The organism is Mucilaginibacter sp. KACC 22063, from assembly GCF_028736115.1.
GTDB lineage: Bacteria > Bacteroidota > Bacteroidia > Sphingobacteriales > Sphingobacteriaceae > Mucilaginibacter.
In genome coordinates, this window is record NZ_CP117877.1 from 3092026 (window position 1) to 3105389 (window position 13364).

The following is a 13364-nucleotide window of genomic DNA, read 5'->3' on the forward strand; positions in this document are numbered from 1 at the left end:
CGCCCCCATAAATGCCCCCTCCAATTTGCCCAAAATGTAAGCGCGAGTATACTGAACGTTTACCCAGAGGCTTCTTTTTGAAGAAAATATTATTTTTTCTTCCGTTAAAAAAATACTGGTGCGGAAAATGCAACAAGACAAGAATAGTGTGGTATAACGACGATAACGATTAATATATTACCTATGTAAATCATTATAAATTTCAATATCGTTAATTAGCATCTTAATATTTAAGAAGTAGTTTCTGTTATACATTAAACAATATGACTGTATCGGTGTTCATAAAGTTTATTAAACAGCGTTTTAAATGCGGTTTTTAAAGTTTAAAAATTTTTCCTCTTATACTTGCCGATCCTGATGCCTAAAAATCAAGAATTACTGAATGAACAGAAGCGACTATCTGCACTTGAGTCATACGATATTTTAGATACGGCAACCGAACAGGATTTTGATGATATTACCGAACTGGCCACTAATATTTGTGGCTTCCCTATTGGGTTGATCAGCTTTGTTGACAGCAGCCGCCAATGGTTTAAATCTGTTAGAGGTTTAAGCGTCCGCCAAACAGACAGGGCCCACTCTTTTTGTGCATACACGGTAGCTACTAATGACGTTTTTATTGTTGAAGATGCCCGTATAGATGATCGTTTTAAACATAACCCGTTAGTTACCGGCGATCCTCACATTGTTTTCTATGCCGGTGTACCTTTAACCAGCCAGGATGGTTATACACTTGGATCTTTATGCCTGATAGATAACAAGAAAAGAACGTTATCTGACATGCAGCTCAAATCTTTACAAATACTTTCGAGGCAGGTAATGGATAAGCTGGAGTTGCGCAAAAAGGTAGTAGAGCTTAGAAAGGCCAACAATGAGATTAATGAGTTGCGGAACGAACAATTTATACAGGAAAACGAGGCCCGTGAGGTAATCAAATACACGCCCATGGCGATGGCGCTGCACGTTGGTGAAAATATGACCATAAAGTTTGCGAACGAACTGATGCTGCAGGCCTGGGATAAAACTGATGAGGTATTCGGGAAGGCGTTTGCAGAAGCGCTGCCCGAATTAGCCGGGCTTGACTTTCCAACAACCATGCTTGGCGTATACAAAAGTGGTGTAGCGTTAAGATATGATAATGAACGGATGACTTACCTCCATCAGGGTGTTTATAAAGAATTTTATTATAGCTACGCCTTTACACCGCTCAAAACACCTAACGGAAATATCTGGGGGATACTAAATACGGCCCTTGATGTAACAGAAGTTGTTAAAGGCAGACTAAAGATTGAACAAGCAGAAGAACAATTGCGCCTGGCGCTCGATTCAGCCAAGTTGGGTACCTGGTATATAGTTCCGCAAACAAATGAGCTGGTACTCTCTGAACGTTCTAAAGAAATGTTCGGCTTTAAACCAGCAGAACAGATTACGCTTGAACGAGCTGTTGAAATTATTGATCAGAGCCACCGCGACAAGGTAATGTCGGCAATTACATCTGCCCTGGAAGAGGGCGCTCCATACAATATTGAATACCCTATTCTGCTTTCAGCCGGCGACCAGCGCCGCTGGGTAAGGGCCACAGGTAAAATTTTTGCTGCTACAGATGGCGCAGGGCAATTATTTTCAGGAACACTATTGGATATTACCCGGCAAAAAGAAGAAGAACAGCGCAAGAATGACTTTATCGGTATTGTAAGCCATGAGCTGCGTACGCCCATAACCTCTATCAGCGGTTATGCGCAGGTACTCCAGTTAAAGGCAAAAAAGTTGTCCGACCCTTCTATTTATGAAATTGCAAGCAAATCAAAGCTACAGGCCGACCGCATGGCTAAACTAATTAGTGGTTTTTTAGACATAGCGCGTATTGGCGAAGGGAAAATAAAGATAGAGTATCAAACATTTGACATGGCCGAGCTGGTAAAAGAAGCCGAGGAAGAATCGATAGCCACCATTACCACGCACCGGGTCATATTTAAACCCGTTGAACATACCCTTGTAAATGCTGATTGCGATAAAACACGCCAGGTAATAATTAACCTGATCAACAATGCCGTAAAATATTCACCTTCTGGTAGCGAGATACATGTTGCCTGTGTTACGCATCAAAAATTAGTACAGGTAAGCGTAACAGATAACGGAATGGGAATTAGCGAAAATGACCAACAGCACGTTTTTGAAAGGTTTTACCGGGTAGAGAGCGAGCAAATGAAAACCGTTAAGGGATTTGGAATAGGACTTTATCTGTGTAAAGAAATTATTGAACGCCACGGTGGTAAAATTGGTGTAGAAAGTGTATTAGGAAAAGGCAGCACTTTTTGGTTCACCCTGCCTGCATTATAAACAAACAAGGCCTTAGCCCGTTAAGAAAGTTTGTAAAGATTATTGATATGAAAGTTGTTAAACCGGTAAGATCAACTGTAGATACAATGTTCAGGGCTAAATTATATATATTTTTTAGCAGAAGTTTATGGATTTATCTTGCGGCCTGTATAGTAATCGCTTACTTTCAGCCCATATCTAATTACAGCAAACCATTATCTGCGGCTATTTACTTTGCATGCATCTCGATCATTGCATTATCGCTTTACTACCTAAGTGCAATGCTACTTGCAAAAAAGAAACCCTTAAATGCCAATTTGGTGTTTGATGAAGATAGTGTCGCCGTAGATCACCTGGCTACCGGAGAAATTGAAATCAAAGGCTGGAATTGGATTAAAAAAATAGATCTGCGTAACAACGGGGTGTATTTAGTAGCAAAAGATAAACGCAGGATGGTTATTTTCTTAGACAGGCTTACCACTGAAGAGTTTGATTTTTTTACCCGTATCAAAACAACCCTTAATAAATAAGCATTAGCATCAACCTATTTACTGAATTGCGGCCCGAAGAACTAAATAATATGATGTTGGAACATTATTTGCTAACTAATTGCAATTAAAGCGGTTTGGCAATCATTACTTCCTAAACTTAGCTTAGGACACACTTGTCAAATATGGAAAAAACATCTACGGCATACCAATTACCATTCGATAGCGATAGCGCAGTTAACCTCACGCTTATTAAAGCGGCATTAGATTCAAGTGTATCTGGCATTATCATTACAGATAACCAGCTTCCTGATAATCCGATTATTTATTGCAACAAATCATTTGAAGTTATGACCGGTTACAACCGCAGGGATATAATTGGACATAATTGTAGGTTTTTGCAGGCAGACGACAGGGAACAGATACAAAGGCAACAAATAAGGGATGCAATAAAAAATGGCGAAAGTGTTAGTGTAGAAATAAGAAATTACCGTAAAGACGGTGAACTTTTCTGGAACGAGTTATATGTTTCGCCAATAAAATCGGCAGAAGGTAATGTAACCCACTTTGTTGGTGTACAGCATGATGTTACCCGCCGTAGAAAAGCAGAAGATGATTTACGCCAGGAAAAAGAGAGCCGTGAAAGACAAATTGTTGAGCGCACTGCCGAACTTAACGTAAGCCGCGAATACCTGGAAAGTATAGTGCAAACCGTAAGAGAGAGCCTGCTTGTACTTGACCCCGATCTGCAGGTAATTAGTGTAAATCAGCATTTTTTAAATACATTTAAAGTAGGCCGGTCTGAAACCGAGCATAAAAGCCTGTACGACCTTGGAAACGGGCAGTGGAATATACCCAGGTTAAGAGAACTTCTTGAAAAAATATTGCCAACCAATAACCCAGTTCTTGATTTTGAGGTAGAGCATAACTTCCCTCATATTGGCAAAAAGCTAATGTTGCTTAACGCCCACCGTATTGAGCTGGAAGGCGAATATAAAGACCGCATATTATTAGCCATTGAAGATATCACTGAGCGCCGTGCCATAGAGCAGCGAAAAGATGATTTCTTATCTGTAGCCAGCCACGAGTTAAAAACCCCGCTAACTACCATAAAGGGTTACATACAGATTATGGAGCGTTTGCTTCCGCCCGAATCAAGCGATAAGCTAAAAGACATTATTAAAAAGACAGCGAAGCACGCCGATAAACTAAATAATCTGATCAAAGAGCTGTTAGAGGTTTCAAGGATACAAACCGGCAATATCACGCTGGTGCGTGAGCCATTTTACTTTGACCATATGGTAAATGAAACCATTGAAAGCTTGCAGGCAGCTTCTTCTAAACACAAAATTATTTTAAACGGTAAAACAGGCATTATTTATAATGGCGACGAATCACAGTTAAGCCAGGTGGTAAGTAACCTGTTATCAAATGCTTTGAAATACTCGCCTGAGGCTGATCATATTGATGTGTACCTGGCTGTTGTAAGTAACTACATCAAATTCTCGGTAACCGACTACGGGTTGGGTATAAGCCCTGCCGATCAGAAAAAGATATTCGAGCGTTTTTATCGCTCAACAGAAACTCAGAAAAACTTTCCCGGCATGGGAATCGGACTTTATATCTGCGAGCAGATCATTAAAAATCATGGCGGCAGCCTATGGGTAAACAGTGAATATGGCAAGGGATCTACCTTCAACTTTACCTTACCCATTAACTAAACAAACATGAAGAAAAAAATACTCATCTGTGATGATGATGAAGGCATATTAGAAATGCTTGAAATGGTACTTGATGGCGATGGATATGAAGTTTTAACAGTAAAAAACAGTTTGAAAATTTTTGACTGCATTAAACAGGAGCATCCTGATATGCTAATTTTAGATCTTTGGATGCCCGTATTATCCGGAGATCAGATTGCAATTAAGCTGAGATCAACACCTGATTATAAGAACCTTCCCATTATGATTATGTCGGCAAGCCGCGATGGTGAAGAGATTGCTAAGGCAGTATCTGCAAGTTCATATCTATCAAAACCCTTTGATCTCACTGATTTTCTGGTAGAAGTTGAAAAGCTTAGCGCATAAACTTTGCAACAACGGATGTATTATTAATCTGCATCAGGATGATATAGTGGAAGCCTGAACCAGAACTCGCTGCCATTATTTGGCGAACTGTTTACGCCAATAGTGCCCTTATGCTGTTCTATAATCTCTTTACAGAGATATAGGCCTATGCCAAAGCCTGCTATTGATTTCATGGCATGGCTTTCTACGCGGTAATACCTGTCAAACAACTTGTCAATATCCACAGGTGCAATACCAATGCCCTCATCTTTTACGGTAACCAGAACATCCGCCCCATCAATTACACAGGAGATGATTATGGTGCTGCCCGATGGAGAATATTTTACCGAGTTACTGATAAGATTTGTTAATACCTGCCCTATTTTGTCTTTATCTGCATTTACAAATGCGGGGGTTTCTGCTAAAAACAATAACTCGTTTTGGGTAAATGATGTTCTGCTCTCTTCCTCTGTTTCATGCAGCAAATCAACCATGTTAAACGGTTCCCTGTCAATGTATATCTTACCCGAGTCTAACCGCGATACATTAAGAAAGCCATTAATCATCCGGGTCATTTTACTGATCTGTTTATTAGCTTTTTCAAGCACATTACCGGCAAAATCATTTTGTATTTTAGCGGCATAACCACTTAATATCTGCAGATAGCCCTGTAATGATGTAAGCGGGGTTTTTAACTCATGGCTAACCATTCCAATAAAAGCATCTTTTCGCTCTTCCTCTAAACGCTGGCGGCTAATGTCTTGTACCACTCCCGAAAATGAGACCTCGTCGTCATTAAAACGTGAGATTTGCCCTGTTGACCTTAACCAGATCACCTTATCATCATTAAAACGCTTTTGCTGATAAATCACGTCATAAAATCCACCTCCATTTATCGCACGTTCAATTTCTTTCACAAGATATTCACGGTAATCGGGCATTACCTGGGCTATAGCCTGATCATAGGTCATGGGCTCACTGCCTTCATAACCAAAAATTTCAGCTAACACCGTATTATAAGTTAAGGCCTTGGTTTCGGGCTCAATAAACCAGGTACCTATGCGTGCCGACCGGGTAGCCATATTCAGCTGCGTATTTACCTTGTATAGCTGATCATTCAGGTTAGCGATTTCTTGCCTTGATTTAACCTGATCTGTCACTTCATAAACCAGGTTTAATACGCCGTCAATTAAGCCTTCTTTATTTTTCCAGGGTGTAAAATTGAAAGTGAAATATCGTTCTACAGTTGGCCCGTACTCATACTCTGATAAGGGGACGAGAGAATCTGTCATGTTATAAGAAGCACCGTTATGATATACATTGTATAACATATCCTGTACAACAGTACCAACCAGTTCTGGCAAGGCTTCAAATATAGAACGGCCCTCAAGTTTACGTCCAGGCATTAACTCCTGGTACTTGGGGTTCAATATGCTATAAACAAGTTCTTCTCCTTTTAGCAAAGTTAACCCAGCCGGGGCCTGCATAATAAAACGTTGTAGAAACTCTTCATTCTCTGTGAGCTGGTCAACTAAAATTTGCAAATCGATATTGGTTTCCGAAAGCTGCTCCTGTACCTTAAACAGTTTACGGTTTGATGCAATCAGCTCTTCTTTCAGCGCTTCTTCATGTGCAGCTTTAGACTTTAGGTTTCGTACGGCAGCCATACGCTCGGTAACGTCTATTGCCGTATTTATAATTGCATAAACGCTCCCCTCTTCATTTAAAACAGGGCGGTACTCAAAGTCAAAAAACCGTTCAACCAATATACCATCAACATCAATATTTGCTGGTGTATCTTCTGCTATGTAAAGCTCGCCGTTTTCCCAAACATGTTTAAGGATTGGGGCAAATGAGGCAAACTCCGGGGCTACATCAGTTAGGCGCTGATATAGAATTGAAATATCTTTATGCCACAACTTTAACATCGACTCATTTACAAAGCCTATATGCAACTCCTCGCTAATGTACACAGTTGTGGCTTCTTTAGAGTGAGAAAGTATGTCAAGCAACAATTTGTCGCTAAGACGGTGATTTGAAAATGGCATAAATTACAACTGAACAGATGGATAAAATTAACTATAATTTATTTACCTGCTTAAACAAACAGGTTGTATATGCTACTTATAAAAGGTATATGAATTGTTTTAGATAACTACTTATTTAATAGTATTATTGACAAGCGATTATCATAGCTTGATCTATTCTAAACATTAATGGCAGTTTTTATACGTAAGCTTTACTTAGTATGCCTTATTATAACTTCAATTATAACTGATTTTAGCTCCGCCATGGCCCAGCCAGCCAAAAGCGCCAATTATGAAAGTAAGCTTACCGAAGCCAAAGAAAATTACAATCAGGGCAACTACCCTAAATCCCTCGAAAAAGCGCTGGAGGTTTATCGCTTAAGCAGTCAGCATCTTGATCAGCCAACAATAGCCAATGCTGGTAACATTATAGGCTTGGTCTACCTTGCACAGGGGCAAGTAAAAACATCGCTGAAATATTTTAAGGACGCAGAAAACATTAACAGGGTTTTAAACAATACGCACGGACTTGCTGCAAACCTATTGAACATTAGCCTTGCACAGTCTCAACTCCATATGCTTGATTCAGCAGTAGTCAATATAAAAAAATCACTTGAAATTAGTAACCGCTACAAATATCTCAATTTAATAGCTATGGGTAAAAATCACCTTGCCGATTATTACCGGGAACAAGGCCACCTTAAGGCAGCTGAAAAAGAGTTTATGTCTGTGATTAACGATAAGGCTTTTCAAAGTGACTGGGAAAATAGTTTTGCGTATACGGGCCTGGCTAAAATAAGGTACAGCCAAAAACAATATCGAGTGGCGGGGTTATTTTCAGACAAGGCATTTACCTATGCTGAAAAAACAGAAACCAAATGGGATGCTGTACAGGCGCTGGAACTTGCACATAAAGCTTATTGGGCTATGGGCGATACCAAAAAAGCATATCAACGCCTTTTAAATTACAAAACCTATAGCGACAGCATTTTTAACTCAAAAAAAGACAATGAGATTAATAGTTTGTTTTTAAAAGAAAAATCAATTGAGAACGATAACCTGCTGAAGGAAATTCATATATCAGCCCAAAAACGTAAAATAGATCGGCTGATAATAGCTATAATATTGGTACTAATAACACTTTTGAGCCTTATTGCTATACTTATATTTAAGCGCAGCATAAAAACAGCCAGATACAACCGTTCGCTCATGGCCATAAATAAAGCCGCCATTACTCAAAATAAACTTTTTGAACAGCAAAACAATGGGCTTAATAAATTAAATCATCATAAAGATAAATTACTTTCTATCATTGGGCATGATTTGCGAAGCCCGTTTGCTGTTTTACAGAACACACTCGACCTTTTTAAATCAGGCGACCTGAATGCTGAAGAATTAGTGATGCTGACAAACCAATTGGCCGAGCAGCTTACATCCTCTTCGTGGATGCTCGATAGCTTGCTGGTTTGGGCGGGCAACCAACTTAATGGCTCAACTTATAACCCTGTATATATTCATTTACCCGAAAAAATAAATAAGATTATCAGCGTGCTTTCTGCACCAGCAAAAAGAAAGAACATTACAATTGAGCATTGCACAGAAGATTTGCCACAGGTATTTTGCGATGCAGATCAGGTAAGGATAATGATCCAGAACTTGCTTGCTAATGCCATTAAATTTACCGGGGAGAATGGGATAATTAAAATTGGTTACACTATATGCAATACTTATATTGATTTAACCATTAAAGACAACGGGGTTGGTATGCAGCAAGAAGAACTTGAACAACATTTATCTTTTGCTGCAAAACGCAATTCTACCTACGGCACTTTTTATGAGAAAGGCATTGGCCTGGGCTTGCAATTAGTAAAAGAGTTTGCTGCCAAAAATGATGTTGAAATATCGGGTGAAACAGCACCCGGCGTGGGCACTGCTTTCACACTTAGATTTAAAACCGAATATCCTGATACATTATAATTATTTAATCGTTTCCATCCGCATGTTGATCTGTCCACACCAGCTTTTCGGTATCATAACCAAGCGCTTTAGCGTGTGCCAGATATCTTTGCTTAATATAATCTGGCATGGTCTTCTCTCGCGATAAAAGCCATAAGTATTTTAAGTTATTACCGGCAATCAAGGCATACTTATAATCAGGATCAATGGCTATGACGTTATAGCCTGCATAGAACGGCCCGAAAAACGAAACCTTAAGCCTGCCTTCTGTAGGGTCGCCTACTAATTTAGCCTTGCCAATACTTTGCTTCCATTCCTGATCTTTAGTTTTATATCCCCTGTTTTTAACGCGGATAGAACGGTCATCGTTTAAAGTATAAGTGGCCGTAACACGTTCAAGGCCCTTCTCAAATTTGAAATCCATGCGGGCAATCTCATACCATGTACCCAGGTATTTTTGTTGATTAAACGGCGATACTGCTTTCGCACCGTGAGGAATTGAAACGCATGAGCTTAAGCTTACTGCAATTGCGGCAGCGCCGGCAAGCCCTGCCAATAAATATAATTTGTTCTTCATTATATATCTTATCCCGTGTTTTAAACAGAACTTTTAAATTACCTGATCTACTAAACCACTGTGCAGCAAACCTGTATTAATTAAACAAACTTAATGAGGGATTGTTATGGATCAGCTCCCTATTTATCATTTATAGCGGTAGTGTATAAAAAACATTTGATGTAAAATAAATCCGCCTGCATACTTGGTTCCGTATGATAATAAACCCGCTTAGATAAGGAAATCATGTCCATAGCAAACGCAAAACCTAAAGATCTGGCACTACATGTCCTTAAAAAATTAACGCACAGCAAATTATCGCTTCCTATACCATCGTTGCCTGTGTTGGAAGATCTTTTTGAATGCGTTTTCTTTGCCAGCATGCGGACCGAAGAAAGTGATTTGATTCGGGTAACGGTTACGCTGATAGATCCCGAAAACCCCGACCCAAGGCCGCCAAAAAAAGTAGTTGACGAACGCTGGAGTGTGATACGCTTTAATACACATATCGAGTTATCGATCAAAAACCTGGTAAAATTATCCAAAGCATCAGATCCATCTACCACATCGCTTGCGGTATATTATGATTTAGAGGGAAAGTTGTATGTATGGGGCATGATAGACCAGGCTATTCATTATCAAAGCTTTTTAAACTACGAATCTGATTCGGGTTCTGAGCAGCCCGGCTTATTTCAGGTGGTGGTTAATGATATTGGTACTTTAGATGTGCTATTTGATTACGAACTGCTGGCTACGCTTAAACAGAATGTATTAATCTCTCGCTACCTCGACGTATTCACCATCGGGCCTGTGTCTAAAATTTTGAAAGCCAATGCCGGGCATTTGAAAGCAGAATTAAGAACGTTTCTGGCTACCGAGCATCCTGAAGAAGATTTTGAAGACTGGGAAACATTTGCAGACGGCCTTTGGATACAAACCTTATCGAGATTATTGCTCAGGGTGCAAAACTACCATCATGGCGGTGGTATCCTGATTACCGGAAATGAAGAAGATATAGACGTTAAATACAAGGTTAATTACGACAGGCTGAAGATAGCAGTTACCAAATACGCCCGTGAAATTATTAATAATTATGTGGCCGAAGCGCTGATAGAAGACCACCTGGCTGCAGGTAAAAAGTCTATTGTGAAGGATTGGTATCAGGAAGAATCGCGCTCCTTATTTTCAAGGCAAAAAATAGCTGATGAAATTAAAGGTTGTATATCATTCCTTGCATCGCATACTTGTGTGGATGGCGTACTGATCTTTGATCCCGAAATGGTATCAAAGGGGTTTGGTGGCGTGCTAAAGGCTAAGAAAATGCCCAAAAAGATATTTGTATCACCCACAGCAACCGCAACGCCAAAATCATTGATCCCTGCCGACCCAAATCATTTCGGTACCCGCCACCGCTCCATGATCGGTTATTGCTGGAACCACCCCGGCAGCCTTGGCCTTGTTGTATCACAAGATGGCGACATAAGAGCATTTTACCGGATTGAGGATAAACTGATTATGTGGGAGAACATTAAAACACAGCAATTTATAAAAAGCAGAAAATCAAAGAAGGCGTACTAGTAGAACCTTCAAATATATCGTTATTGTATTAAATTAAACTACAAATAACTTTATTTAATAAAGTTCGTATAAAGACGAAACTAAACTTTATCTATAGGAAGAGATTTTCGTCTATAATGTTATTCATTTGCATTTTTTTAATTGGATGTAATAAAAATTTCAAAGAATCTATTAAAAAATCTGACTCTAGTACATCTTTTGAAAGTTTGCCCTCTGAAAATCAAATAAAACCTGAAGATATTTCATCATGGGTTTCATCACTACCTTCAAAATTACCTTTTAAATTACAATGGGATCAAGCAGAACAAAAAATAATTAACGGGAAACATGTAGTAGCGGTTCCTATAAATAAATATGCTGCCGTATTTTTTACTAAACAAGATAATAACCTTAAAGTGTATGCATATAGATGGAATAAAAATACCAGTAGTGAGTCCTTTACTGGAGGAATACAAGTTTTCAGTTTCCAGAGCTATGGATTTATAGGAATGGTTTATAACAAAAACAAGTTGATAAAAGTTGGCTTTGCTAAAGAAATACCGGGAACTCAATTAGTTAAAAATTCAAATAATAAAACAACAAATGGAATAAAACAAACAGCGAGCCTTGCACACTGGTTAGCAGCAACAGCATGTGCTATTGTTGGTGGCGAGTGGGTTGAATTTAATTGGCAAACTGGTGTAGGGCCTGCTTGTCAAGACTGGTTCTCTTATTCTTGGTTAACTTCTGGAAATGGCTTCACATCGGCTCCTGGAAGCTCAAATGATTCAAGTTATGGAGATATCTATGTGTATGGTCTACCTCCCGCATATATAGATAACACTAACTCCAGTGGAGGTGGGGTAACAGGTGGAACTCCAACTGATATAGGTGTTGGGGATCCAAATGGCATGTATAGTTCTGATGGTTCTTATCAAATTAATACAATTACTGGTGACGGAGTTGTTTGGGTGAATTTATGGGCTGTACCAGATCAGTCAGGTTGTCCAACTATACCCGGAAATTTAACTAATGGCAATATGACAACAAACACTTATAATCCACATGATTGTGATGGCGTTGCTCATTGGACACACTTTAAAATGCCTAGTATAACGGTAATTGGTAACTCGATAGATTTAACTACTGATCAAATTAACTGGCTCACAAATAATAATGAAGCAGCTAAAGCAATAGCTTCCTTTATTACATTAAATGATGGAGATTTACAAGAAACTAAGGAATCTGCTTTGTGGAGCATTAATAATTTAATGAACAACTCAAGCATATCATTACCTATTTATAAAAATCAATTTCTGAGTCTACCTGAAGGAGGTGATGATGATCTTAACTACGATTACTGGAATAATCCAAATTTAACTTTTCCAGCACAGTCGTTACCAAGTTATAATAGGTTTTACGATGCCTTCCCTAAACATTCTGATACTAGATTTGACACACCTATTAAAATGTATACAGCTGTAGGAGGTGAAGTATTAAATCAATATAATCTTTCAGGTGCAAGAAATACGTGTGCTCTTAGAATTTCAAGAGCACTAAATTATAGCGGGGTAACTATACCAGATATAAAAGACCAAACATATAAAGGTTCTGATAATAAATTTTACTTTTTGGGTGCTGCTAAACTTAAAGCATGGATGATAAAAACTTTTGGTCCTCCTACTAAAATTGAAGGTTCACAGGGAGGTATACATGGTTCAAATTTCCCTTCTTTGCTAAATGGTAAGAAAGGAATATTTATTATGACTCCAAACGATATAAATAAATTTCAGGCGACCGGTCATGCAGACCTTTTAACTTACTTTAGCTGTGATGGCGGATGCTATTTTGATGCACCTGGAGGTGTAAAAGATATTCTAATTTGGGAATTACAATAAAATAAATTTAAAGTAATACACTTATATAATATATAAGTGTATTACCTCATTGATATAATCATATGAAAACTTTAAAAAAAACTTTTTTTCTTAGTTTATTAGTTATAAGTATAATAATCTTAGGATTTAAAATCTCTAATAAAGGTGGAGACTCACAATCAATGATCGATAAATCTACGTACGTTAGGCAGTTCAAACTAACCTATTTAAAAAGTCTGCTAAAGAAGTCTTACAATAACTCTAAAGCAGTGCAGGAAATATTAGAGTTGGATCATAGCGGCTTTACTGAACCTATTTTAAATAAAGCAGATTACGCGCTGATTGATAGTTTAACTGATGCAGATAACACAAAATTAAAGGCAGACTCAGCCGCAAGCATTGGCAATGTTGCTGAAGGTGCCGAAGGAAAACAACCACTCAACTTAATTATCCGAAAACTGGAAAGTAAATGGCTGGACAGCCTTGCCTATGCAAGGTTTAATCACAACAAGTAATTA

At 38.7% G+C, this 13364-nt stretch carries 10 protein-coding genes; 8 read left to right on the forward strand and 2 right to left on the reverse strand.

The annotated features are described in order from the left end of the window. Window positions 1-357 precede the first annotated feature (357 nt). The 4 genes from PQ461_RS13335 (at window position 358) to PQ461_RS13350 (ending at window position 4894) form a co-directional block, all read left to right on the forward strand. Window positions 358-2340, forward strand: a complete 1983-nt coding sequence (locus PQ461_RS13335) for an ATP-binding protein (RefSeq protein ID WP_274206019.1) — start codon at window positions 358-360, stop codon at window positions 2338-2340. 47 nt (window positions 2341-2387) lie between these two features. After that, window positions 2388-2849 carry a hypothetical protein gene (locus PQ461_RS13340; protein WP_274206020.1) on the forward strand — a complete coding sequence of 154 codons (462 nt, stop codon included), beginning with the start codon at window positions 2388-2390 and terminating at the stop codon, window positions 2847-2849. A gap of 143 nt (window positions 2850-2992) precedes the next feature. After that, complete coding sequence (locus PQ461_RS13345) at window positions 2993-4528, forward strand: PAS domain-containing protein (RefSeq protein ID WP_274206021.1); 1536 nt, start codon at window positions 2993-2995, stop codon at window positions 4526-4528. 6 nt (window positions 4529-4534) lie between these two features. After that, a complete protein-coding gene (locus PQ461_RS13350) occupies window positions 4535-4894 on the forward strand; it encodes a response regulator (protein WP_274206022.1) in 360 nt (119 codons plus the stop codon). A 23-nt stretch (window positions 4895-4917) separates the two neighbouring features. Here the strand turns inward: PQ461_RS13350 and PQ461_RS13355 are convergent, their stop codons facing one another. Next, window positions 4918-6921, reverse strand: a complete 2004-nt coding sequence (locus PQ461_RS13355; protein ID WP_274206023.1) for an ATP-binding protein — start codon at window positions 6919-6921, stop codon at window positions 4918-4920. A 243-nt stretch (window positions 6922-7164) separates the two neighbouring features. Between PQ461_RS13355 and PQ461_RS13360 the strand changes: the two genes are divergently transcribed. Continuing rightward, window positions 7165-8877 (forward strand): tetratricopeptide repeat-containing sensor histidine kinase, encoded by a 1713-nt coding sequence (locus PQ461_RS13360; protein WP_274206024.1) that lies wholly within the window; start codon window positions 7165-7167, stop codon window positions 8875-8877. Window positions 8878-8881: 4 nt separating this feature from the next. Here PQ461_RS13360 and PQ461_RS13365 read toward each other — a convergent pair whose 3' ends face one another. Continuing rightward, entirely contained in the window at window positions 8882-9433 is a 552-nt protein-coding gene (locus PQ461_RS13365) for a lipocalin family protein (protein WP_274206025.1), read from the reverse strand. Window positions 9434-9658: 225 nt separating this feature from the next. On the opposite strand from PQ461_RS13365, the gene PQ461_RS13370 reads away from it, so the two are divergent. The 3 genes from PQ461_RS13370 (at window position 9659) to PQ461_RS13380 (ending at window position 13361) form a co-directional block, all read left to right on the forward strand. Then, complete coding sequence (locus PQ461_RS13370; RefSeq protein ID WP_274206026.1) at window positions 9659-10990, forward strand: putative sensor domain DACNV-containing protein; 1332 nt, start codon at window positions 9659-9661, stop codon at window positions 10988-10990. A gap of 116 nt (window positions 10991-11106) precedes the next feature. After that, entirely contained in the window at window positions 11107-12867 is a 1761-nt protein-coding gene (locus tag PQ461_RS13375; RefSeq protein ID WP_274206027.1) for a T6SS effector amidase Tae4 family protein, read from the forward strand. A gap of 62 nt (window positions 12868-12929) precedes the next feature. Beyond that, entirely contained in the window at window positions 12930-13361 is a 432-nt protein-coding gene (locus PQ461_RS13380; protein ID WP_274206028.1) for a hypothetical protein, read from the forward strand. Window positions 13362-13364: the final 3 nt, after the last annotated feature.

What these genes read in the sequence shown, in the direction of transcription:
- PQ461_RS13335 (WP_274206019.1), top strand. Translation starts at nt 358, where the DNA reads ATGCCTAAAAATCAAGAATTACTGAATGAACAGAAGCGACTATCTGCA.
- PQ461_RS13340 (WP_274206020.1), top strand. Translation starts at nt 2,388, where the DNA reads ATGAAAGTTGTTAAACCGGTAAGATCAACTGTAGATACAATGTTCAGG.
- PQ461_RS13345 (WP_274206021.1), top strand. Translation starts at nt 2,993, where the DNA reads ATGGAAAAAACATCTACGGCATACCAATTACCATTCGATAGCGATAGC.
- PQ461_RS13350 (WP_274206022.1), top strand. Translation starts at nt 4,535, where the DNA reads ATGAAGAAAAAAATACTCATCTGTGATGATGATGAAGGCATATTAGAA.
- PQ461_RS13355 (WP_274206023.1), bottom strand. Translation starts at nt 6,921, where the DNA reads ATGCCATTTTCAAATCACCGTCTTAGCGACAAATTGTTGCTTGACATA.
- PQ461_RS13360 (WP_274206024.1), top strand. Translation starts at nt 7,165, where the DNA reads ATGGCCCAGCCAGCCAAAAGCGCCAATTATGAAAGTAAGCTTACCGAA.
- PQ461_RS13365 (WP_274206025.1), bottom strand. Translation starts at nt 9,433, where the DNA reads ATGAAGAACAAATTATATTTATTGGCAGGGCTTGCCGGCGCTGCCGCA.
- PQ461_RS13370 (WP_274206026.1), top strand. Translation starts at nt 9,659, where the DNA reads ATGTCCATAGCAAACGCAAAACCTAAAGATCTGGCACTACATGTCCTT.
- PQ461_RS13375 (WP_274206027.1), top strand. Translation starts at nt 11,107, where the DNA reads ATGTTATTCATTTGCATTTTTTTAATTGGATGTAATAAAAATTTCAAA.
- PQ461_RS13380 (WP_274206028.1), top strand. Translation starts at nt 12,930, where the DNA reads ATGAAAACTTTAAAAAAAACTTTTTTTCTTAGTTTATTAGTTATAAGT.